This is a genomic window from Prochlorococcus marinus str. MIT 9302 (genome assembly GCF_000759975.1).
GTDB classification, from domain to species: Bacteria; Cyanobacteriota; Cyanobacteriia; order PCC-6307; family Cyanobiaceae; genus Prochlorococcus_A; species Prochlorococcus_A marinus_M.
This window is the reverse complement of sequence record NZ_JNAM01000007.1, coordinates 63,520-86,661: the sequence shown is the minus strand read 5'-3', so window position 1 is coordinate 86,661 and position 23,142 is coordinate 63,520. Positions and strand designations below refer to the sequence as shown.

26 protein-coding genes are annotated in these 23,142 nt (G+C 32.8%); 15 read left to right on the top strand and 11 right to left on the bottom strand.

Annotation, left to right across the window (positions count from 1 at the left end):
- On the bottom strand, positions 1-1,326 hold a 1,326-nt coding region (gene radA / locus EU96_RS0109115), incomplete at its 3' end, for a DNA repair protein RadA (RefSeq protein WP_032526569.1).
- A gap of 108 nt (positions 1,327-1,434) precedes the next feature.
- On the opposite strand from radA, the gene rpaB reads away from it, so the two are divergent.
- Genes rpaB through EU96_RS04900 form a run of 5 tightly spaced genes read left to right on the top strand, consistent with a single transcriptional unit; the run spans position 1,435 to position 6,203 of the window.
- On the top strand, positions 1,435-2,181 hold the full coding sequence (gene rpaB / locus EU96_RS04880; RefSeq protein WP_032526568.1) for a response regulator transcription factor RpaB: 747 nt from the start codon (positions 1,435-1,437) through the stop codon (positions 2,179-2,181).
- On the top strand, positions 2,182-3,600 hold the full coding sequence (gene plsX / locus EU96_RS04885; RefSeq protein ID WP_032526567.1) for a phosphate acyltransferase PlsX: 1,419 nt from the start codon (positions 2,182-2,184) through the stop codon (positions 3,598-3,600).
- 54 nt (positions 3,601-3,654) lie between these two features.
- Entirely contained in the window at positions 3,655-4,662 is a 1,008-nt protein-coding gene (locus tag EU96_RS04890) for a beta-ketoacyl-ACP synthase III (RefSeq protein WP_032526566.1), read from the top strand.
- An 18-nt stretch (positions 4,663-4,680) separates the two neighbouring features.
- Positions 4,681-5,577, top strand: a complete 897-nt coding sequence (gene fabD / locus EU96_RS04895; RefSeq protein ID WP_032526565.1) for an ACP S-malonyltransferase — start codon at positions 4,681-4,683, stop codon at positions 5,575-5,577.
- A gap of 5 nt (positions 5,578-5,582) precedes the next feature.
- Entirely contained in the window at positions 5,583-6,203 is a 621-nt protein-coding gene (locus EU96_RS04900; RefSeq protein ID WP_032526564.1) for a lysophospholipid acyltransferase family protein, read from the top strand.
- A 4-nt stretch (positions 6,204-6,207) separates the two neighbouring features.
- Here EU96_RS04900 and EU96_RS04905 read toward each other — a convergent pair whose 3' ends face one another.
- Both EU96_RS04905 and EU96_RS0109110 read right to left on the bottom strand, forming a co-directional pair.
- Positions 6,208-6,861: a molecular chaperone gene (locus EU96_RS04905; protein WP_032526563.1), complete on the bottom strand. Its 654-nt coding sequence runs from the start codon at positions 6,859-6,861 to the stop codon at positions 6,208-6,210.
- A gap of 9 nt (positions 6,862-6,870) precedes the next feature.
- Complete coding sequence (locus EU96_RS0109110) at positions 6,871-7,122, bottom strand: Ycf34 family protein (protein WP_032526562.1); 252 nt, start codon at positions 7,120-7,122, stop codon at positions 6,871-6,873.
- Between the two features lie 14 nt (positions 7,123-7,136).
- Between EU96_RS0109110 and EU96_RS04910 the strand changes: the two genes are divergently transcribed.
- Together EU96_RS04910 and EU96_RS04915 are read left to right on the top strand one after the other, a co-directional pair.
- Positions 7,137-8,354: a CCA tRNA nucleotidyltransferase gene (locus EU96_RS04910; protein WP_193741315.1), complete on the top strand. Its 1,218-nt coding sequence runs from the start codon at positions 7,137-7,139 to the stop codon at positions 8,352-8,354.
- A gap of 59 nt (positions 8,355-8,413) precedes the next feature.
- Complete coding sequence (locus EU96_RS04915) at positions 8,414-8,833, top strand: RNA-binding protein (RefSeq protein ID WP_032526561.1); 420 nt, start codon at positions 8,414-8,416, stop codon at positions 8,831-8,833.
- Here EU96_RS04915 and EU96_RS04920 read toward each other — a convergent pair whose 3' ends face one another.
- On the bottom strand, positions 8,834-9,742 hold the full coding sequence (locus EU96_RS04920; protein WP_032526560.1) for a phytoene synthase: 909 nt from the start codon (positions 9,740-9,742) through the stop codon (positions 8,834-8,836).
- Positions 9,743-9,778: 36 nt separating this feature from the next.
- Positions 9,779-11,176, bottom strand: a complete 1,398-nt coding sequence (gene pds, locus EU96_RS0109105) for a 15-cis-phytoene desaturase (protein WP_032526559.1) — start codon at positions 11,174-11,176, stop codon at positions 9,779-9,781.
- Between the two features lie 90 nt (positions 11,177-11,266).
- Between pds and ndhM the strand changes: the two genes are divergently transcribed.
- Together ndhM and EU96_RS04930 are read left to right on the top strand one after the other, a co-directional pair.
- Positions 11,267-11,614 (top strand): NAD(P)H-quinone oxidoreductase subunit M, encoded by a 348-nt coding sequence (gene ndhM / locus EU96_RS04925; RefSeq protein ID WP_032526558.1) that lies wholly within the window; start codon positions 11,267-11,269, stop codon positions 11,612-11,614.
- Positions 11,611-12,234 (top strand): DUF3172 domain-containing protein, encoded by a 624-nt coding sequence (locus tag EU96_RS04930; RefSeq protein ID WP_032526557.1) that lies wholly within the window; start codon positions 11,611-11,613, stop codon positions 12,232-12,234. The genes ndhM and EU96_RS04930 overlap by 4 nt, the downstream gene beginning before the upstream one ends.
- Here the strand turns inward: EU96_RS04930 and EU96_RS04935 are convergent, their stop codons facing one another.
- The gene (locus EU96_RS04935) at positions 12,235-13,185 is read right to left on the bottom strand and encodes a LysR family transcriptional regulator (RefSeq protein ID WP_032526556.1); all 951 of its coding nucleotides are present in this window, start codon (positions 13,183-13,185) and stop codon (positions 12,235-12,237) included.
- An 83-nt stretch (positions 13,186-13,268) separates the two neighbouring features.
- On the opposite strand from EU96_RS04935, the gene EU96_RS04940 reads away from it, so the two are divergent.
- The 5 genes from EU96_RS04940 (at position 13,269) to EU96_RS04960 (ending at position 19,952) form a co-directional block, all read left to right on the top strand.
- A complete protein-coding gene (locus EU96_RS04940; RefSeq protein WP_032526555.1) occupies positions 13,269-13,997 on the top strand; it encodes an NnrU family protein in 729 nt (242 codons plus the stop codon).
- Between the two features lie 35 nt (positions 13,998-14,032).
- The gene (locus tag EU96_RS04945; RefSeq protein ID WP_032526554.1) at positions 14,033-16,054 is read left to right on the top strand and encodes an NAD(P)H-quinone oxidoreductase subunit 5; all 2,022 of its coding nucleotides are present in this window, start codon (positions 14,033-14,035) and stop codon (positions 16,052-16,054) included.
- Positions 16,055-16,175: 121 nt separating this feature from the next.
- Complete coding sequence (locus EU96_RS04950; protein WP_032526553.1) at positions 16,176-17,780, top strand: NAD(P)H-quinone oxidoreductase subunit 4; 1,605 nt, start codon at positions 16,176-16,178, stop codon at positions 17,778-17,780.
- A gap of 123 nt (positions 17,781-17,903) precedes the next feature.
- On the top strand, positions 17,904-18,725 hold the full coding sequence (locus EU96_RS04955) for a segregation/condensation protein A (RefSeq protein WP_032526576.1): 822 nt from the start codon (positions 17,904-17,906) through the stop codon (positions 18,723-18,725).
- Between the two features lie 48 nt (positions 18,726-18,773).
- Positions 18,774-19,952: a nucleotidyltransferase family protein gene (locus tag EU96_RS04960; RefSeq protein ID WP_032526552.1), complete on the top strand. Its 1,179-nt coding sequence runs from the start codon at positions 18,774-18,776 to the stop codon at positions 19,950-19,952.
- Here the strand turns inward: EU96_RS04960 and EU96_RS04965 are convergent.
- Entirely contained in the window at positions 19,936-20,826 is an 891-nt protein-coding gene (locus EU96_RS04965; protein ID WP_032526550.1) for a methylenetetrahydrofolate reductase, read from the bottom strand. The two genes, EU96_RS04960 and EU96_RS04965, sit on opposite strands and share 17 nt — an antisense overlap.
- Positions 20,827-20,903: 77 nt before the next feature.
- On the opposite strand from EU96_RS04965, the gene EU96_RS04970 reads away from it, so the two are divergent.
- On the top strand, positions 20,904-21,182 hold the full coding sequence (locus tag EU96_RS04970) for a helix-turn-helix domain-containing protein (RefSeq protein WP_032526549.1): 279 nt from the start codon (positions 20,904-20,906) through the stop codon (positions 21,180-21,182).
- On the opposite strand, the gene EU96_RS04975 is transcribed toward EU96_RS04970, so the two are convergent.
- From EU96_RS04975 to nuoK, 4 genes are all read right to left on the bottom strand, one after another.
- Positions 21,145-21,333 (bottom strand): hypothetical protein, encoded by a 189-nt coding sequence (locus EU96_RS04975; RefSeq protein WP_032526548.1) that lies wholly within the window; start codon positions 21,331-21,333, stop codon positions 21,145-21,147. The two genes, EU96_RS04970 and EU96_RS04975, sit on opposite strands and share 38 nt — an antisense overlap.
- A 65-nt stretch (positions 21,334-21,398) precedes the next feature.
- Positions 21,399-21,896 carry a CYTH domain-containing protein gene (locus tag EU96_RS04980; protein WP_032526547.1) on the bottom strand — a complete coding sequence of 166 codons (498 nt, stop codon included), beginning with the start codon at positions 21,894-21,896 and terminating at the stop codon, positions 21,399-21,401.
- A complete protein-coding gene (locus tag EU96_RS04985; RefSeq protein WP_032526546.1) occupies positions 21,897-22,808 on the bottom strand; it encodes an NAD(+) kinase in 912 nt (303 codons plus the stop codon). It abuts the gene before it with no gap.
- Positions 22,809-22,817: 9 nt separating this feature from the next.
- A complete protein-coding gene (nuoK, locus tag EU96_RS04990) occupies positions 22,818-23,138 on the bottom strand; it encodes an NADH-quinone oxidoreductase subunit NuoK (protein ID WP_032526545.1) in 321 nt (106 codons plus the stop codon).
- Positions 23,139-23,142 lie beyond the last annotated feature (4 nt).

Sequence of the window (23,142 nt, the reverse complement as noted above, 5' to 3'; positions counted from 1 at the left end):
TGCTTCTTGAATATTATTTATCTCTTTGATATTGATTAAATTTTGAAAACTAGTAAGATTCTCCTCTAATTTTGGCACTACGATATTTTTGATTCCTAGTCTTGCAGCCTCCTCTATCTTTGTGCGAAGGTTATTCGATTTTCTAACTTGACCGCTCAAACCCAATTCCCCAATAAATGAGCTACTAGCTAAAGGAGGAATATTTTTTAGACTTGATAAAATTGATATTGCTACACCTAAGTCAGATGATGGATCATTAATCTCAAAACCACCTCCAGTAGCTACATAACAATCAAAATCAGACAATTTAATGCCTAAGTGTTTTTCAATAACAGCTAAAATTTGATGTAATCTGTTAATGCTAATTCCAGTTGTAGTTCGTCTTGGGTTACTGTAGAAAGTTTTATTTACCAGTGCTTGTATATCAACTGCAAATGGTCGAGTACCTTGATTTGTAATCGTAGTTGTTACACCTGAAATGTTTTCTTTATTTGTAAATATTGAACTTGGGTTTTTTACCTCTCGTAAGCCTTTTTCAATCATTTCAAAAATTCCGATTTCAAAGGTGGATCCAAATCGATTTTTTATACTTCTTAGTAATCTATGTGAGGAAATATTATCTCCTTCAAAGTTTATTACTACATCAACTAAATGCTCTAGAGTTTTTGGACCTGCTAAAGCCCCATCTTTAGTGACATGACCAATTATTAAAAGTGCAATGTTATTTTGTTTAGCTAGATTCTGCAATTCAGATGAACATTCTCTAACTTGAGAAACTGATCCTGGTGAACTTTCCATCTCATGATTATGGATAGCTTGAATACTATCGATAATTGCGAAACTTGGATTTACACGTTTGATCTCTTCAATTATTAGAGATAAATTGGTTTCTGCAAAAATTTTTAAATCAATACTTTTTTGATTTAATCTTTCCCATCTGATTTTTAATTGTTCTAAAGATTCCTCTGCTGTTACATATAAAACTTTCTCGTTGAGAGATATTTTTCCTGCTGATTGAAGAACTATTGTGCTTTTACCTATCCCTGGCTCTCCTCCAAGTAACACAACAGATCCAGGGACTATCCCACCTCCAAGAACTCGATCAAACTCACTGAAACCACTTGTAAATCTCGATATTTTTTTTGATGAAATTTCATTAAATGGTATAGCTTTCTTACTTTTTTTTATATCTTGATATTTAGATCTCTTGCTTTTAATTTCTTCAACAATGGTATTCCATGAGTTGCAATTAAGGCATTTCCCAAAGTATTGAGAAGTTTCAGTTCCGCAATTTTGACAAATAAAAGTTGACAATTTGCTAGACATTTATTTTTCTGAATAAATTAATGGAACTAGAATGTTTGGGATTTTGCCCCTCTACAAGTTAGATTAGGTTAATAATAAATTCTCTTACTGATTAGCTAATAGAAACAAATGGCTCTATCTAGTCAACCTAAAGAAACAATCCTTGTTGCAGATGACGAGGCAAGTATTAGAAGAATTCTGGAGACGCGTCTCTCCATGATTGGCTACAAAGTTGTAACTGCAAGTGATGGCAAAGAGGCACTAAAGTTATTCACAGATTATGATCCTGATCTAGTAGTACTTGACGTCATGATGCCAAAGCTAGATGGCTATGGAGTTTGTCAAGAATTAAGGAAAGATTCTGATGTTCCAATTGTTATGTTAACTGCATTAGGAGATGTTGCAGATAGGATAACAGGTTTAGAATTAGGGGCTGATGATTATGTAGTTAAACCATTTAGTCCCAAGGAATTAGAAGCTAGAATTAGGTGTGTTCTTAGAAGAATTGACAAGGAACAAATTCCTGGAATGCCTAATTCAGGATTAATTTTGGTTACTGATATAAAAATTGATACAAATCGAAGGCAAGTTTTTAAAAGCGATGAAAGAATTAGATTAACTGGGATGGAATTTAGTCTCTTAGAGCTTTTGGTAAGTAGGTCAGGAGAGCCATTTAGTAGAGGAGAAATTTTAAAAGAGGTTTGGGGATATACACCCGAGAGACATGTAGATACAAGAGTAGTTGATGTTCATATATCGAGACTAAGATCAAAACTGGAGGCCGATCCGGCAAATCCCGAGTTGATATTAACCGCAAGAGGCACAGGATATCTTTTTCAAAGGATTGTCGATATTGCTCCTTTTGATGGTAAATAAATGGGGAAAGAAACTGTACCTAAACTTAATAAGTCCAGAGCTATTAGAAGATTAGTTATTTGGTATAAACGAAACTCGGCTGTAACTTCTATAGTTGACACGGCTGCTAGTTCTGCGGCAACTGCAGGTAATGTGGCGGGCAACGTTGTTTCTGGTGCTGGATCTGTCGTAAGCACAGCTAGTAATGTTGCTAGTAATGTTGCAGGTAATGTGGCGGGCAACGTTGTTTCAAGCGCTGAATCTGTTGTACATACCGCTAGCAGTGTAGTTTCAAATGCTAGTACATTGGCTAAAAATACATTACAGCCATTAGTTTTTGATCCATTAAAAAGATTGCAAAATAGCGATAATATTTTAGATAAGGTGGATGACTCGCAATCTAATAGAATTTGGATAGCAGTTGATGGAATGGGTGGGGATTATGCTCCTGGGCCAATTCTCGAGGGTTGTCTAGAAGCGATAAGTAGATTTCCGATAAATATAAAGTTTGTTGGCAAAATTGAAAAAGTTAAAAATGCTGCAGAAAAAATTGGTTTATTAGAATTAATTGAAAAAGAAATAGAAAATAATCGTCTTGAATTAATTGATAGTGGAGATCCTGTAGGAATGAATGAAGAAGCTACTGCAGTCAGAAAAAGAAAAAATGCAAGTATAAACGTTGCAATGGATTTGGTAAGAAATAATAAAGCACAAGCTGTTTACTCAGCTGGCAATTCAGGAGCAATGATGGCTTCTGCCATATTTAGAATTGGGAGATTAAAAGGGATTGATAGACCCGCTATAGGGGCATTATTTCCCACAAGGGATCAAACTCGCCCGGTATTAGTTTTAGATGTTGGCGCAAATACTGATTGCAAGCCCTCTTATCTGCATCAGTTTGCTCTTTTAGGTAATATTTATGCAAAAGATGTCTTGCAAGTAAAAAAACCAAGAATTGGCCTTTTAAACATAGGAGAAGAAGAATGTAAGGGTAATGATTTATCCCTTAAAACATTTGAACTACTGTCTACCGAAAAAAGTTTTGATTTTGGAGGTAATTGTGAAGGTCGAGATGTATTGTCTGGTAGTTTTGATGTAGTCGTCTGTGATGGGTTTACCGGTAACATATTATTAAAGTTTCTTGAGTCGGTAGGAGGCGTTTTATTAGATATTTTGAGATCTGAGCTTCCAAGAGGTAGGCGTGGGAAAGTTGGTTCAGCTTTCTTAAAAAGTAATCTACTAAGAATAAAGAAAAGGTTAGATCATGCTGAACATGGTGGCGCCTTATTACTTGGTGTAAACGGTATTTGTGTGATCGGCCATGGCAGCAGTAAGTCTTTATCAGTCGTTAGCGCTCTTCGCTTAGCTCATTCGGCAGTGAATCATAACGTGATGGAAAATTTAAATCAACTGCAAAAGCTTCAAGTTTTAAATTCATAAAACATATTTTGACAAATTTATGTTTGACTTATATAAGTAACTTAAAAAACTCTTTTGGAAGGAATAAAGTTTAATCAGATTGGAGTCTCATTTAAAGGAAGTGGAAGTTATGTGCCCGATCAAATACTAACCAATGAAAAAATTAGTCAAAAAGTAGATACGAGTGATGAATGGATAAAATCTAGAACTGGCATTTCTGAGAGAAGGATTTCTAGCTTAGGAGATAATGTCACTGAGATGGGTTATGCAGCGGCACTATCTGCGATTGAAATGACTAATTGGGATATTAAAACGATTGATTTAATTGTCTTAGCTACTTCTACTCCGCATGATTTATTTGGTTCAGCGCCATCTATACAAGCTAAATTGGGGGCCTATAATGCTGTAGCTTTTGATTTAACTGCAGCATGTAGTGGTTTTCTTTTCGCCTTAATAACTGCCTCACAATTCTTGAAAGGGGGTAGTTTTAAAAGGGCTATTGTTATAGGAGCAGATCAATTATCAAGCTTTGTTGATTGGAATGATAGAAGAAGTTGCATTCTCTTTGGAGATGGTGCAGGCGCATTGGCAATTGAAGCCACAAATGATTTTGATAATTTTCTTGGTTTTGATATGAGAACAGATGGGGCAAGGGGTTCTTTTCTAAATCTTCCATCAAAAGATAATAAGGATTCAATAATTGATAACATTGATTTTTTAAATGGAGGCTTCTCTCAAATTCAGATGAATGGTCAGGAAGTTTATAAATTTGCGGTTAGAGAAGTCCCTATAATTCTTGATAATTTATTTAGAAAAACTAATTATAGTTCTGACGAAGTTGATTGGCTTTTACTGCATCAAGCTAATCAAAGAATATTGGATGCTGTAGGAGATAGGTTAAAAATTCCTAGAGAAAAAATTCTTAGCAATTTAGCAAAATATGGCAATACATCAGCAGCAACAATTCCACTAATGATGGATGAGGCTATTAGAAATAATAGAATTCAACAGAATGATATTATTGCCACAAGTGGCTTTGGTGCTGGGCTAAGTTGGGGAGCAGCCCTTATTAAATGGGGTTAAAACAAAATTAGGAGAATTATGAAAGTTGCATGGGTATTCCCTGGACAGGGTTCGCAAAAAATCGGGATGGCAAAACAAATTGAAAATTTGCCTAACACAAAGGAAAGGTTTAGTTTCGCCTCTGAGATATTTGATAGAAATTTATTTGAAATTTGTCAGTTAAATTCTGATTCAACTAATCCTCTTAAAGATTTAAATAACACAATAAATACACAAATTTGTCTTTTTTTAGTTGAATCGATTTTATTAGATGCATTAAAGGAGAATGGTTACAAACCAACTTTTGTTGCTGGACATAGTCTAGGAGAAATCACGGCACTCTATTGTGCGGACGTTTTCCCATTTGAAGATTGTGTATCACTAATAAAAGTAAGATCTGAATTAATGGTTAATGCAGGGAAAGGATCTATGGCAGCATTAATTGGTTTTGATAGAAATCAACTTGATTTATTAGTAAATCAAAGTGATGATGTTGTAATCGCGAATGATAATAGTTCCTCTCAAGTTGTCCTATCAGGATCAAGTGAAGCATTGAATAAGTTATCGAAAGAAATTTCTTGTAAAAGATTCCTAAAATTAAATGTTTCAGGTGCATTTCATTCACCATTCATGCATGATCCTTCAGTAAAATTTGCTGAGTATTTAAAACAGATTGAATTTAAAAATCCTTCTTTCCCAGTCATAAGTAACTATAAACCTTCATTTTGTAGCGATCCAAATGAGCTTAAAATTAGATTGGAAAATCAAATGTGTAATGGGGTGAGGTGGAGAGAAACCATGGATTTGATGGCGAAAGATAGTGATCTTCATATTGTTGAAATTGGTCCCTCCAATGTACTTAGTGGTTTAGGAAAAAGACATTTGAAGGATGTAAAAATTTCTCAAGTTTCATCTTCTGATCAAATAACCTATTAATTCCTGTGGATAATGATATTTTTCAAAAATTAATCTATCAATTAGTTAGTAATTTTTTTGTTTTACCAATTTATAAGTTTGTATTTCAAGGCCATTTAAGAGGTGCAGAAAATATTCCGCAAAAAGATTCTTTTATATTGGTTTCTAATCATGGCTCCTTGCTTGATCCTCCTTTGTTGGGTCATGCTCTTGGACGTAATATATCTTTTATGGCCAAGGCAGAACTTTTTAAAATACCTTTTCTTGGCTTCGTTATCAAGGCTTGTGGAGCGTATCCTGTAAAGAGAGGAATTGCTGATAAAAATACAATTAAAACAGCATGTAAGAAATTATCAAACAACAATTGTATAGGGATTTTTATTGATGGGACTCGTCAAAAAAATGGACGAGTTAATAAGCCAAAACAAGGAGCTGCATTATTAGCCTTTAAAAATCAAAAATTATTATTGCCTGTTGCAATAGTTAATTCACATAGATTAGTAAGATTTAAATTCTGCATTCCCATCTTTTCAAAAATAGTTATTAAAGTTGGAAAACCTGTTCAACCTCCGCAAAGCTCATCAAGAGATGATCTGAATTCTGTAACCATGCTTCTTCAAGAAAATATTAATGATTTAATTGGATGAATATCTAGTTAATTGGAGAAAGAGGGTAAAGAGGTAAAACTTTTTGCCATGAATTTACATTTGCATTTAAAAAATTTTTATTCGATAAATCTAATAATTCTTTTAAATCCTCTTTATCCTCATAATTAGCCTCAAAAAAGAGTTCTTTACTCTCAAATTCTTGAATAACTTTTGGTAAAATTGTTTCTCGAATGAACAGATTAGCATTTTTTTGTTCGCTATGACCAACTTCATACTTCCCTGCAATGAATCCCTTTCTTTTTAACTTTTTGTAAATCCAGAATGATTGTTTGTTTGTAAAGATATTATTTTTTGATGCAATTCTTTTTGCCATTATTTCAAAAGAACTAAAACTCTTTAAAGGACAATTTATTTGTTGAGAGATGGTTCTTGCTAAAACTACAATAAGTCTCGAAGCATTAAAATTTGCTGGACCTATGCTGACAGATATCTTATTTAATTTTTGTAAGTTTTCTTTCGAAATGAATTTATTGAAATCATTAATTAAGTTGTTACATAAGTCTTTATCAAATTTCTTTATAAAAAATTCATCAGATTCAAGGTTATTGTTTTTTCTGTATCCAAATCCAAAAGAATTATCTGTGCTATGAATCACTAATGTAGGGTAATTTTGTCTTTGTTCTTGATGATTTGTCATCTATTACCTTTAAGCAGGTAATTCCAAACCTGGATTACATTTAGACCATTTACCAAATTCTTTTGTAAAACTTTCACAAGATTGAACATCCCAATCTGTTTTATAAGTATCATTCTTATCTTTAACTATACTGACATGGATGATTGGTTTTTTTGCTTTAAAATCAGGCATAACGCAAATATTATCAACACCATGCTTATTCTCAACGTCATGATATGTGATACATCTATCAACCCATTTACAGTTGATGCAAATGCACATAATTAAAAAGTAAAATGAAAAGTAACATTCTCACCGATCATACACTAATAATTGATGAATTAGAAAGAAGTATAAAAATTCATAATTGGAATGCTATTTTACCTTTTTTACCAAAAGGATCATATTTGGTTGGTGGTTACATAAGAGATATTATTTTGGGAAGAGTGACTGAAGAGATAGATGTTGATATTGTGGTACCCTTGAATGCAATTGAAATTGGAAAAAAGATATCAGATAATATTAAATCTAAATTGATAATCTTAGATAAAAAAAGAGAAGTGGTAAGAATTATTCTTAATCATATTTATATTGATATTGCTAGTCAGGTTTCATCCACGATCGAAGGAGATTTGAGTTCTAGAGACTTTTCCATTAATTCAATTGCTTTTTTATTGGATAAAAAGTGTTTGTTTGATCCATTAAATGGCCTAAAAGATTTAGAGATTTCTTTGCTTAGAACGCATTCAGAAGTCAATTTAATGAATGATCCTTTAAGAATATTAAGATGTTTTCGATTTGTTTCAGAATTGAATTTTAAAATTGATCTAAACTTAATTTCTTTTATAAAAAAAAATAAAGAGAAATTATATCTTGTTGCTAAAGAGAGGATTAACTATGAAATACAGAAAATAGTAAATGGGGCAAACGCCCTTGATGCTTTAATTTTGACAAAAAAATTAAATATATTTGGTTCTGATGATTTATATAAAGATTCTTTTTTTTTGGATTTAAATAAAATTAATTATGCAGAACTTCATCAGGAAGAAAAAGAGAAATATTTACCATTATTTTTTATTTCCCAAATTTTGGATGTTGTATCTCTAGAGAAACTGAAATTTAGCAAAGCTGAAATTTCAAAAACTAAGTTATTGCGAAAATGGCACTTTTTTTTGAAGAAAAAAAATATCGCTGAGTTAAATGAATTACATAGATTTGAATTACATCAAGAATTAGAAATGTTTCTTCCATCTTTTATTTTTTATTTACCTAAAAATTTACGAATCGATTGGCTAAATAGGTGGCGTGACAAGGATGATAAATTGTTTCATCCTTCAAATTTAATTAATGGTGATGTAATCAAAAAAAATTTAAAAATAAAGGATGGACCTATCTTAGGAAAGCTTATACAGTATCTTTCAATGGAGCTTGCATACAATAGATTAAATAATTTTGATGAAGCTATTTATAAAGCAAAGCAATGGATTGAACAAAATGCGCCAAAATGTGATTAAATACACATAGCTTAGTTTTGTCTAGAAGTTCAGACTTCAAAAATTATCTTTAAAAATTTATGAGCATTCGCATTTACATTGGCAATTTACCCCAAGGATTTAATCCAAAAGAATTTGATAAGATTTTAAAATCAGTTTCTGATTCAATTAGATTTAAAGCAGTTTTAGATAAGGAAACTAAGGAATGTAGGGGGTTTGGTTTTGCCACAACAAACAATGAAGATAATGCTAATTTGCTGATTCAAAAATTAAACGGTTTTGAATTTAATGGATCGAAGTTAAGAGTAGAGTTATCAGAAAAGAAAGATTCTGCTTCAAACAAAAAAAATAGTGGAAACTTTAACAAAAATAAGAAGAGGAAAGAGTTTAAGAAAATTGTCCATAGCGACGCGCCTAATCTCGAAGCACCTGATCCAAGATGGGCTGGAGAACTATCTAAATTAAAAGATTTGTTAGCTAACCAGAAAACACCTGCTTAATTATTTAATTCGAGAAATTAAAAAAGATATAGGTAACTCAAACGCTTTAACTGAATTTTTTACAAAAGCTCTATTATTAAAGACGTCATAGTCTAATCTTTCAATTGAATCTAATATTCCTCTGTAAAGACGTAAAGATGTCCAGACTGGCCATCTTGCGTCAGAAGAGAGCCACTTTATCCCATCTTCAGATTTTTGAAACCACTCACGGGCTCTGTTTAATTGAAACTTCATAAGTGCTTTCCATTGATTGTTTATTTCGCCTTTTAAAAGTTTTTCTTCAGAATAATTAAATGTTGCAATATCAGCTTGGGGGAGGTAAATTCTACCTCTTTCTCTGTCTTCTCCAACATCTCTCAATATATTCGTTAATTGATTTGCTATTCCTAAAGCTATAGCTGCTTCTGAGGGATCAGGCCTGGCACTCCATGGTGCAGATGTATAAGCGCTATCAATACCCATGACATTCTGAGTCATTAAACCAACAGTTCCTGCCACTCTATAACAATAAAGTTTTAATTCATCAAAATCCTTGTATCTGAATTTATTAAGATCCATCCTCTGACCTTCTATCATGTCTAGGTAGGGTTGAATATTTTGTGGATATTTTTCAATTGTATTAAATAGCACTGCATCTAATTCCGATTTGATTTTCCCTTTAAATACATTCTTTGTATTTTCTTCCCAAGCATCTAAATTATCTGAAAGCTCATCTTGTGATTTAGTTGAAGCTTCCACGCTATCCATTATTTCATCTGTTCTTCTGCACCATACATAAATAGCCCAAATAGCTTTTCTCTTTTCTACTGGTAGTAGAAGAGTTCCCAAGTAAAAGGTTTTAGCCCACTGTTGAGTTTCTTTACGGCATATCTCATATGCTTGATCTAGTTGAGAAATTGAATTTTTCAAAAAGTTTTAGCTGAATTCAGTAATTTTTTAATGTTGTTATGAAACATTTTGGGGTTTTTTGGAATACTCCTTATTAATTGATTCCGCGCATAATTTACCACTTAAAACAGCTCCTTCCATAGATGCTAAATATTTTTGCATTGTATAATCACCAGCTAAAAAGAAATTTTTAATGGGAGATTTCTGGCTAGGTCTGAATTCTTGGCATCCAGGAACTGCTTTATAAACAGATTTTGGAGTTTTGACTACTTTATATTTTCTTAATTGGGTCTTGTTATCACCTATGAAATGTGTTGGGAATAATTTTTTTAGTTCTTCCATAGTTGCATCAACAATATCTTGATCACTTCTATTAATCCAATCTTTTGCTGGTGCGAAAACTAATTCAAGCATTGATCTATTTGGATCTTCATATTCTTTACATGTAATGCTCATATCTGCATAAACACTTAGAAGTGGTGATCGGCTAAATAGTAAATGGTCAATATCTGTTAATTTTTTGTCAAACCATAAATGAATATTAATAACTGGTACACCATTTAAACCATCTAACTTAGAAAAAGCATCTAGCCCCTTCCATTGTTCCGGTAGCATTAATTTAAAAAGATCGACAGGCATTGCACTAACATAAGCGTCTGCAGTAAGCTCTTTTTTTTCTTTTTCATTTAAAGAGGCAATAGTAAAACTTTTAACAGTGCTATCTTCATTTAGATTGATTTCCCTTAATGGGCTATTCATGTGAACTTCTCCACCACGAGCAGTGATATAATCGACCATTGGCTGGCAAAGCCTTTCTGGAGGAGCTCCATCAAGGAATGCCATTTTCGAACCATTTTTTTCTTGTAAAAATCTGTTTAGTGCTGTTAATAAAACTGTAGATGATATTTCATCTGGTCCAATGAAATTTAAAGCTTTACTCATGGCTATAAAAACTTCGTCATTAACTCTTTCAGGAATATTGTGTTCTTTGAGCCAATCTGTCCATGATTTGTCATCACATTTATCTAAGTATTTTTGACCTCTTAACATTGCAGGAACTAAACCTAATCCAAATAGTATCTTTTCATTCCATGTAAGCATATCGTTATTACTTAATATTGCTGAAACTCCATTTATGGGAGCTGGTATATCTGGAAAGTCAAATCTACTGTAAGTTCCTGGCTCGGATGGCTGATTGAAAATCATTGAATGGCTTTTCCATTGGAGTCTATCTTCAATATCTAATTCCTTGAAAAGTTGCAACATATTAGGGTAAGCTCCGAAAAATATGTGTAAACCAGTTTCATACCAGTCTCCATCCTCATCTTTCCATGCAGCTACTTTTCCTCCTAGAACATCTCTAGCTTCTAAAACAATTGGAATGTGACCATTATCAACTAAATACTTAGCGCAAGATAAACCTGCTAAACCTGCACCAGCAATTACAACACGCATTATTAAATCAAGAAATAAATTAACACTTACTACTAAGCTACATTAAAGTTATAACATTATAGATTTTTTCGTTGATTATTTCGCAAAATTATGGAAAAAATGCTTTTAAAATCAACCACTCGACATGTAAGAATTTTTACTGCTGAAGTTGTTGATAATGAATTACAGTTTCATCCAAACAAACTAACTCTTGATTTAGATCCTGATAACGAGTTTATTTGGAATGAAAATTCTTTAAAAAAAATAAATGAGAAGTTTAATGAGTTAATTGTAGAGAGAGCAGGAAAAGATTTAGATGATTATGAACTTCGAAAAATAGGTTCAGAGATCGAAGGTTTAATTAAAGTTTTGCTGCAAAATGGGGAATTAAGTTACAACCCAGATTGTAGAGTCATGAACTATTCGATGGGTTTACCAAAGACAAATAATGAACTGTGAATAGACCACCATCAAACAGAAGGCCTAGGAGAGGTTCAAATGGTAGTTATTACTCTTCAAATCCAAGAGATATAGATCCTTATGGACAAAGAAATAGTAGATTACCCCCTTCTTCTGAACAAAAGATTAACCTTAATACAGGAACAATCGCTGTTCTTGCGGGAGTATTGATTCTAGGAGTTGGTATTGGGAGTGCGATTACCAGTACAACAGATGGCGGACAGGGAAATATAGCTAGTCAACAACAATTAGATATGGCTGTTCCAGACCCTGAATTTTGCAGACAATGGGGTGCAAGCGCCTTTGTCATTGATGTTGAAATGTATACAACTCTTAATCCGTCCACGAGTTTCGTAACTCAACCAGCTCTCCAGCCAGGTTGTGTAATAAGAAGAGAAAATTGGACAGTTTTACAAAAACAAGGAGCGATTAGTAATGAAGATGTAAGAGAATGTAAGCAAAGAATGAATACTTTTGCTTATATTGGATCTATTCGAGATAAACCAATAGTTAAGTGCGTTTACCAAACTGATGTTAATGAAAATAAATTCATAATCAAAGGAGAGGGACAAGCCGAAGATGGAGGCGTAGGTATTAATAAAGAAGCAGTTCAGTTCTGATCAAATTAAGATCTGCTTTAATGGGCTTTCTAAACTGGCAAATTTAGGCAGAATATTTTTCTTGAATACTTCTGATGCTCTTGAGGTGTACCTTGATGGATTGGTAATTAATTTAAGTTCTCTTTTAACCTCTAAATCAGCAACGAATGCTTTGTGGATTGTTCCAGCAGCAAGTTCTCTTTCAATAGAAACAACAGGTAAAAACGAAGCACCTAGACCTGATTGAACTGCATTCTTGATAGCCTCAAGAGAGTTAAGTTCCATTTCAATTTTTAATCTTTGAATGTCAAGTCCAGAATCTTGAAGAAGTTTGTCAACAACTTTTCTTGTTGTAGATTGAGAATCTAATTTTACAAAATTTAATTTGTATAAGTCTTCTTTTAAAAGCTCTTTTTTGTTAGAAAGTGGGTGTTTAGAGGGTAAAACTAGTGCTAATTCATCTGTTGCATATGGAATTACTTGCAGCAAATTTTCTAAATCGCCAGGTAATTGTCCTCCAATAATTGCTAAGTCAATTTGTCCATTGGCAACACTCCAGCCAGTTCTTCTTGTACTATGAACTTGAAGTTGAACAGATACATCAGGATATTTTTGTCTGAATAGTCCTATCATTCTTGGCATTAAATATGTTCCAGTCGTCTGACTTGCTCCAATGATAAGCGTTCCACCTTTTAAACTATTTAAATCTTCTATGGCTTTACAAGCTTCGTCGCATTGATTCAAAATTCGTTCACAATATTCAAGTAGAAGTCTTCCTGCTTCAGTTAAAAGAGCTTTTCTACCCCCTCTATCAAAAATTGTTATTTCAAGTTGTTTTTCTAGATTTTGTATTTGTAAACTCACAGCAGGTTGGGTTACATACAAAAGATCTGCAGCTTTTTTAAAACTGCCTTGAGCTGCAATAGCTTTTAATATTCTTAATTGATCGAGAGTAAATGGTAATTCGGGCATCTATTGTGCCAACTATGTATTTATAATTCTAATACCTCGAAGTATTCTTGTTAACAACTAAATTATTTGAAAAATTTAAATTTATGGAAAATCATAAAACTTCTTTAGTAATATTATTGTTGATTTTGATTTTTGCATTAATTCATAGTGGCGGAGCTGCTTTAAGAGTTAAAGCAGAATCTATAATTGGACCAAGATTGTGGCGATTATGTTTTGTTTTTTTTAGTTTGCCATCGGCAATTATCCTGATTAGCTATTTTTTAGCTCATAGATATGACGGAATCAGATTATGGAATTTTCAAGGTAATAATTTCGTTTTTGTAATAGTTTGGCTCTTAACTGCAATAAGTTTTTTATTTTTATACCCCGCTACTTACAATTTGTTGGAAATTCCTTCAGTTTTAAAACCTAAAGTGCGAATTTATGGAACAGGGATAATGAGAATTACAAGACATCCACAAGCTTTTGGTCAAATGATTTGGTGTTTTGCTCATACTTTATGGATTGGGACATCATTCACATTAATAACTTCTATTGGATTAATTTTGCATCATCTTTTTGCTATTTGGCATGGGGATCAGAGATTAGCTAAAAGATTTGGAGAAGAGTTTGAAAAGTTTAAAAACAATACTTCTATTATCCCCTTTATGGCAATAATTGAAGGAAGGCAAGAATTTAAAATTAAAGAATTTTTTAGGTTATCTCAAATTGGAATATTGATTGCAATAGGCGTACTTTGGTGGTCCCATCAATATATAAACATTGCTGTTAAAACATTTAATTCATCACTTTTGTCGGAATTTTTCAATTAACAGTTTAAAATCAAAACATAAGTTTTTTAAAAAACATGCCTCAAGCTTCAGAAATTGCCTGGTTAATACCTTTATTCCCACTTATTGGAGCAGTGCTTTCTGGTTTAGGACTAATAAGTATTAACAAGAAAATTAATAATTCTAGAGAAATTGTTTCTATTGGTCTGATTTCTTTAGTTGGCATTTCTGCAGTAATTAGTTATAAAGCTCTGATTGAACAAGTTAATGGTTATCAATCTGTAGAAAAATTGTTTGTTTGGGCTAACGCTGGCGATTTCACAATTCCAATGGGCTTTGTACTTGATCCTTTGGGTAGTGTAATGCTTGCTTTAGTAACTACCATAACCCTGCTGGTCATGATTTATTCGCACGGTTATATGGCCCATGACAAAGGTTATGTCAGATTTTTTACATATTTAGCCTTATTTAGTAGTTCAATGATGGGGTTAATAATAAGCCCAAATTTGTTGGAAATATACGTTTTTTGGGAATTAGTTGGAATGTGTTCTTACTTATTGGTCGGTTTTTGGTACGACAGAGATGGTGCAGCCCACGCTGCACAAAAAGCATTTGTTGTTAATAGAGTAGGAGATTTTGGATTATTATTGGGCATTCTTGGTTTATTTTGGGCAACGAATAGTTTTGATTTTAATGAAATAGCTGCTGGAATTTCTCAATCAATATCTGATAATTCAATACCAATTTGGGCAGCTTTACTCCTTTGCTTTTTAGTTTTTTTAGGGCCAATGGCAAAATCTGCCCAGTTCCCTCTGCATGTATGGTTACCTGATGCTATGGAGGGTCCGACACCGATTTCTGCACTTATCCATGCAGCTACAATGGTTGCTGCAGGAATATTTCTAGTAGCTCGGCTCCAACCTTTATATTCAATATTCCCCTCTATTCAGTTCATTATTGCTTTAGTTGGAACTATTACTTGTTTTTTAGGCGCATCTATAGCTTTGACCCAAATGGATTTAAAAAAAGGGTTGGCATACAGCACTGTTTCTCAACTTGGTTATATGATGCTTGCGATGGGTTGTGGAGCTCCAATAGCAGGAATTTTCCATTTAGTTACTCATGCTTGCTTTAAAGCAATGTTATTTTTGGGATCTGGTTCTGTAATTCATGCTATGGAAGAAGTAGTTGGTCATCAGCCTGTATTAGCTCAAGATATGAGATTAATGGGCGGTTTAAGAAAAAAAATGCCATATACATCTGCAACATTTTTAATAGGTTGTATTGCAATTAGTGGTATTCCTCCATTGGCAGGTTTTTGGAGTAAAGACGAGATACTCGGAAATGCATTTATATCATTTCCAGCTTTTTGGTTTGTAGGACTTTTAACAGCTGGTATGACTGCTTTTTATATGTTTAGACTTTATTTCTTGACATTTGAAGGTGATTTTAGAGGGGAGAATAAACAATTACAAAAAGAGCTTTTAGTCGCTTCCAAAGTAAATCAAGATGAAGAAAACGAAGAAGAACATCCAGAACATGGCTATATTCATGAGTCTCCCTGGTCAATGACATTCCCATTGGTATTTTTAGCTGTTCCCTCAGTAATTATTGGCTTTATGGGAATCCCATGGGATAGCAAATTTGCAAATTTATTAGATCCAGAAGAAGCAGAGATTGCTGCAAAAGCTTTTGAATTAAAAGAATTTTTGCCTTTAGCGATAGCCTCAGTTCTTATTGCATCAGCTGGAATCATTATTGCCTATCAAGCATATTTTGTGAGAAAAATTAATTTGTCAATTTTATTTGCTGAAAAGTTTCCTGTTATTAATCAATTTTTATCAAATAAATGGTATCTAGATGATATTAATGAAAAACTTTTTGTTAGGGGTAGCAGAAAACTAGCTAAAGAAGTTTTAGAAGTGGATTCTAAAGTTGTTGATGGCGTTGTCAATCTTACTGGACTTGTAACCTTAGGTAGTGGAGAAGGTTTGAAATATTTTGAGACCGGTAGAGCTCAATTTTATGCTCTTATTGTGTTCGGAGGAGTAATTCTATTAGTTGCTATATTTGGTTTTCAATCCCCTCAAGTAACTTAATTACAATTGTGTGTCTTCACTGTCCATTGGGGTGAAAAAATACAGATAATTTCTAGACTTTGTTTAAGATAAATTTCTTATTAAATTGAGTACTTATTTTTTTACACATTTTGCGACACAAATGTTAGGAACTTTGGGAGCTGGATTGTCTAATTTCCCTTGGCTATCGGCTTCAATTTTGTTCCCAATTGGTAGTGCATTTGTGATACCTTTTTTCCCAGATAAAGGCGATGGAAAAGAGGTTAGATGGTTTGCTTTATCTATTGCACTTATAACTTTTTTGATAACTGTAGGTTCATATATAAATGGCTTTGATATTAATAATGAAAATGTTCAACTTAAAGAAAATATTAGTTGGCTTCCTGATCTAGGTCTTACTTGGTCAGTTGGTGCTGACGGTATTTCAATGCCGTTAATATTATTAACTAGTTTTATAACTTCCTTAGCTGTTTTAGCTGCATGGCCAGTTAAGTTCAAATCAAAGTTATTTTTCTTTTTAATATTGGTTATGGATGGTGGGCAAATTGCTGTATTTGCCGTTCAAGATATGCTTTTATTCTTTCTAACTTGGGAACTTGAATTAATTCCTGTCTATTTATTATTGGCTATATGGGGTGGTAAAAATAGACAATATGCAGCAACAAAATTCATTATTTATACAGCTGGCAGCTCTATATTTATTCTTTTAGCAGCATTGGCTATGGGTTTCTACGGTACAGAAATTCCTAACTTTGAGTTTTCTCACTTGGCAGCTCAAGATTTTAGTCAAAAATTTCAAATACTATGTTATGTGGGTCTCTTAATTGCATTTGGAGTAAAACTTCCAATAGTACCCCTTCATACTTGGCTCCCAGACGCTCATGGAGAAGCTACAGCTCCTGTACATATGCTTCTAGCTGGAATTTTATTGAAGATGGGAGGATATGCTCTTTTAAGATTTAATGCGCAATTATTACCCGTTGCTCATGCTCAATTTGCCCCATTATTAATAGTTCTTGGAGTAGTAAATATAATTTATGCTGCACTAACTTCCTTTGCACAAAGAAATCTCAAAAGAAAAATTGCATATAGTTCTATAAGTCATATGGGTTTTGTTCTTATTGGAATAGGAAGTTTTAGTAGCCTCGGAACAAGCGGAGCAATGCTACAAATGGTTAGTCATGGATTAATTGGGGCTAGTTTATTTTTTCTTGTTGGAGCTACTTATGATAGAACAAAGACTCTGAAACTTGATGAAATGAGTGGTGTAGGACAGAAAATGAGAATTATGTTTGCCCTATGGACTGCTTGCTCTCTTGCTTCACTTGCTTTGCCAGGCATGAGTGGATTCGTCTCCGAATTAATGGTATTTACAGGATTTGTTACCGATGAAGTTTATACACTTCCGTTTAGGATAGTTATGGCATCTTTAGCTGCTATAGGGGTAATACTTACTCCTATTTATCTACTGTCAATGTTACGAGAAATTTTCTTTGGTAAAGAAAATCCCAAATTAACCGAAGAAAGAAAACTTATTGATGCAGAACCTAGGGAAGTTTATATTATTGCTTGTTTACTTTTGCCGATAATTGGAATAGGTTTATACCCAAGATTAGTTACTGAAAGTTATCTTGCATCTATTAATAATTTAGTAGATAGAGATTTAACTGCGGTTAAAAATACTGTGAAAACAAATATTTTCTCAGGAAATAAAAGAAATCAGATTTTAAAGGCTCCAACAATTTAGTTTCTTAAATTAATACAATATTTTTTTGCGTTCAATAAATAAGAAGATATCTTATGAGTAGTAATTAATTATTTTACAATATCCTATTCCAACCCTATAGATAGGCAACAATTGGGACCTAGATTGTTGATTAAGTTTCTTCAAGACGCAGCTGGTAAAGGTGATCTTGATCCATGGGATATTGATGTCATAAGTGTTATTGATAGCTTTTTAGAGCAATATCCACACAATTTTGAAAAAAAATCAAATAATCAAAGTTCATATCATAAGGATTTATCTGAGACAAGCGAGGCATTTTTTGCAGCTTCCGTACTCGTTAATTTAAAGGCTCAAGTTTTGGAATCAGATGTTTTTACAGAAAATCGGACAGATTTTGAAGATGATTTTGACGTGGATGATCAGGATTGGATTGATCAAGAATTTAATATTCCAAAATACCCTGAAAAATATCTTAGGAGAAGATCTATAGCACAACCAATTCTTCAACGTACAACGACCTTGGGCGAATTGGTAAGTCAATTAGAGTCTATTGCTGAAGTTATAGAAACCCAAGATCTTCTGATTATGAAGAGAAAAAGAAATAAAAAATATTCAAATAGGGCTTTAATTTCTCAAGTAAAATCCCTAGCACATCGTGAGAAACTTCCAGAAACGACTAAAGCATTAGGACAATTTATTGATGGGTGGGAAAAAGCATTACAATGGACTGATTTTGAATATCTAGTTAAGAAATGGCAAACAGTTGTAAAAAATGATTTAGATAAAGATCGACTTGGAGTTTTTTGGGCGTTGTTATTTTTATCATCTGAAAACAAAGTTGAAATTAAACAAATTAATTCCTTATATGGCCCAATACAAATTAAGAGAATAATTCCTGATGGAGGCTTAGCTCAATTGCCCATAGAAAATCTTGAGATAACGAATAACTCTACCTCTGCTGCTTAGCAGCTTAATAGTAATAACGTATAATCTTTAAAAAGAGGTTCTGAATTCATGAAGGCAATGATACTTGCGGCAGGAAAAGGTACACGTGTTCAGCCCATAACGCATATAATTCCAAAACCAATGATTCCGATTTTACAAAAACCTGTAATGGAGTTTCTTTTAGAACTCTTAAAAGAGCATGGCTTTAAAGAAATAATGGTTAATGTTTCTCATCTTGCTGAGGAAATTGAGAATTACTTTAGGGATGGTCAAAGATTTGGTGTAGAGATAGCATATAGTTTTGAAGGTAGAATTGAAGATGGGGAATTAATTGGGGATGCTTTGGGTTCAGCAGGAGGATTAAAAAAAATTCAAGATTTTCAGAAATTCTTCGATGAAACTTTTGTTGTACTTTGTGGCGATGCTCTAGTTGACTTAGATTTAACTGAAGCAGTTAAGAAACATAAGGCAAAGGGAGCAGTAGCAAGTTTAATCACTAAAACAGTAACTAGAGATCAAGTATCAAGTTATGGTGTAGTAGTTTCGGATGAAACTGGTCGAATTAAGGCGTTTCAAGAAAAGCCATCTATAGATAAAGCTTTAAGTGACTCTATTAATACAGGTATTTATCTTTTTGAACCTGAAATTTTTAATTACATACCATCAGGTGAAAAATTTGATATTGGGGCTGATCTTTTTCCTAAACTTGTTGAAATGGATTTGCCATTTTTTGCACTACCAATGGATTTCGAATGGGTAGATATTGGAAAAGTTCCTGATTATTGGAGTGCTATACGTAATGTATTGCAAGGAAGGGTGAGACAAGTAGAGATACCTGGAAAAGAAGTTAAACCTGGAGTTTTCACTGGATTAAATGTTGCTGCTAATTGGGACACAGTTGATATTACCGGGCCAGTATATATTGGTGGAATGACAAGAATAGAAGATGGTGCAACAATTATTGGGCCAACAATGATAGGCCCAAGTTGTTGTATTTGCGAAGGTGCAATAATTGACAATTCAATTATTTTTGATTATTCAAAAATCGGTAAGGGTGTTCGATTGGTTGATAAATTAGTATTTGGCCGTTATTGTGTAGGCAAAAATGGAGATCACTTCGATTTGCAAGATGCATCTTTGGATTGGTTGATAACAGATTCAAGAAGATCTGATATGACTGAGCCATCTCCACAGCAGAAGGCAATGGCTGAATTGTTAGGTACTGATTTGATTAATATTCCAGATTAAGATCAGCTTTTTCTAGAATCTCAGGAATTAGATGCTCTGCCTTAACTGCCATTAGATGAATACCATTTGCGATATTAAAAAAATCATGGGCTTGCTCAGCTGCAATTTCAATACCTTCCTGTAAAGGGTCTTTAGCATCTTTAAGACGATTTAAGATATTTTCAGGGATGTTGACACCCGGGACGTATTTGTTTATAAAGAGAGCGTTTTTGTAAGACTTCAATAGGAAGACACCTGCAATTACAGGAATTTCAAGAGGGTTGCTAATATTTTCACAAAATTCTATCAAATTTTCTTTTTCCATAACCATTTGAGTTTGTATGAATCCAGCTCCAGCCTCTTTTTTCTTTCTTATTCTATTTTCTACACTTCTTTGATTTCTGGAACTAGGATCAGCAGCAGCGCCTGAAAAAATAAATGTTTTTTTATCTGAAAGTTCTCCTAGAGTAGGATCTATTCCTTTATTGAAGGCCTGAATTTGTTGAAGTAATCTAACTGATTCAAATTCATGAACTGCTTTAGCATCTTGTTGATCCCCAGCTTTTACTGAATCACCGGTAATGCATAAAATGTTTCTAATTCCTAAAGCATTTGCTCCCAGAATGTCAGATTGTAAAGCAATTTTATTACGATCTCTACAAGATATTTGCATTACTGGTTCTATTCCATTTTCTAGTAATAGTTTGGACATTGCTAAGCTGCACATTCTCATTACAGCTCTGCTTCCGTCGGTAATGTTAACAGCATGTACCTTATCTTTCAAAAGTTGTGCTATCTTAAGAGATCTTATGGGGCTTCCACCTCTGGGCGGCATTAACTCTGCCGTTATTACTTTAGATTTTTTTTCTAAAGTCTGCTGAAGTTTTGATTTCAATTGCTTTTGTTTCCTACTTGGTTAACAAGTGTACTGAGATTGCTAAACTTAATTAATATAAAAAAGGAACTGTTTAAATGCAAATGGTTGAAGAAGAAGTAAACAACATTGATATGATGGGTCTCTCAGCAAGAGAGATGGAAATCATTGATCTTGTAGCTGATGGGCTTACAAATCAAGAAATTGCGGTAAAACTAACTATTAGTAAAAGAACTGTTGATAATCATGTAAGTAATATGTTTACAAAAACTGGTTCTAAAAATAGAGTGGCACTTTTGAATTGGGCAATGGATAATGGAAAGATTTGTAGAGATGGATTTAATTGTTGCTCACTTCCAGACTCTGATCAAGATTAGTAGTACCATTTAATTGTTTTCTATCATTAGCTAAATCCATCAGACAATAATTTGTAGAACCTAATTCGAAGAGCTCAGCATATGCAATGCATGCATCCTTGTCTGAATCAACAAATCTCAATATTCCTTCTTTATCGTATAGACCATACATTTGAAGAAGATAAAAATAATTTATTTAAATATAAAGAAAATATAAAGGATAGGTGACTCCTTTGACTAGTTACTTTTGAAAGTTGTCAAATAGTTTTCTTTCCATTTTGAAAAAGGTTTGTTAGCAAGACTGAAATTGGAGTAATGTTTCAGCCCAGTTATTTCTTTTGATATGAAAGATGGAAGACTTAAATCTTCCTTTTCATTGGAAAGTTCGATTTCGGCAATTTCAAGTGGATAATTATTTTCTTTAAAGCAATCTATAATCCAAGATTTTTTTTCAACTTCTAAAAAGAATCTTTCTTTTTTGATTGTCTTTGAAAGATTTGACATTATTGTTTCACCATCTTTTCGTGGAATTGAGTATTCAAATTCAAAGTTGGTAAAGCTTTTGATATGTTTTTTGAGTGCAATTTTAAAGTCTTTACCTGTAAACCTTATCCTAATAATCCAATCATCTAAATTCTTTGATAAATAACCTTGTTCAATAAAGATTTTTTTAGTGATGAATTCTTTCCAATTATCATTTTTTATAAGAAATCGTCTTTCTATTTCAAGAGCCATTTAATTTTTTGAATTTTTTAGAGATAAATCACCTTTCCAATCTAGTTTTTTTATTAAAGTATTGTAATAGTTAGTGCTTTTTTTAAACTTGATTATTTTGCAGGATGATTTACTTTTTTTGATCTCACAATAAAAATTTTCCTTAATAGTAATACATTTTTGACCATCTCTCCATAATTTAATTTCTCCTTTACTTTTTTTCACTGGTTTAATAATTACCCTACTTGTATTAGGTATAACGATCGGTCTACTAGCTAAACTCATTGGGCAAATAGGGTTAATTATCATTGCATCTATACTAGGATGTACTATTGGACCACCTGCGGCCATTGAGTATGCCGTTGAACCAGTTGAAGTAGATATAATCAATCCATCACCTTTATATTCATTCACCTTCTCATTATCGATTTCAATTTGTATTTGGTTCGTAGGAGAAATATCCTCTTCAACAGATTTGAAATAAAAATCATTTAATGCGTCGTAGCTTTTTATAATTTTTTTCTCAGGACTTCTTCCACTAGTATAAACATTACAATTTAATCTATTACGAAAATCAATAACATATTCTTCGTTTTCAAGGATTTCAATAAAGGATTCGTCAAATAAAAAATCTTTTTCTTGAGTAAGAAACCCTAAATTACCACCAATATTAATGCTCAATAAAGGAATATCATAATTCGCTAATGCATTTGCACATTTTAGGAAAGTTCCATCACCACCAAGAACGATGCCAATATCTGGTTGAAATTCTGAATTACAAAGATATTTTTCAATTTCATCTTTATGAAAATCACTTTCAATCCTGTTGGATTTAATATTTTTGGTTTTTAGTACTTCTTCACAGAATTTAGAAGCCTCTAGAGCGATAGAACTATCTGAACGATATATAATGAGCACTAATGAAAGTTTCATTAAATGCTTTTACCATTTTAATAAATTAAAACTTTCCATATCTACAGTTACCCTATTCCTGTAAAGCGATAAAAGTATAGCTAATCCAACGGCTGCTTCTGCGGCAGCAACAGTAATAACAAAAATTGTAAAAACTTGTCCTTGAATTAAATTATTATCAATATAAGAAGAAAAAGTCATCAAATTTATATTTACCGCATTGAGCATTAATTCAATACTCATTAGAACTCTGACTGCATTTCTACTATTTAATAATCCCCAAATACCAATACAAAATAGTACCGAAGAAACTATCAAAAAAGCTTGAATAGGAATTGATTCTAAATTCATTATA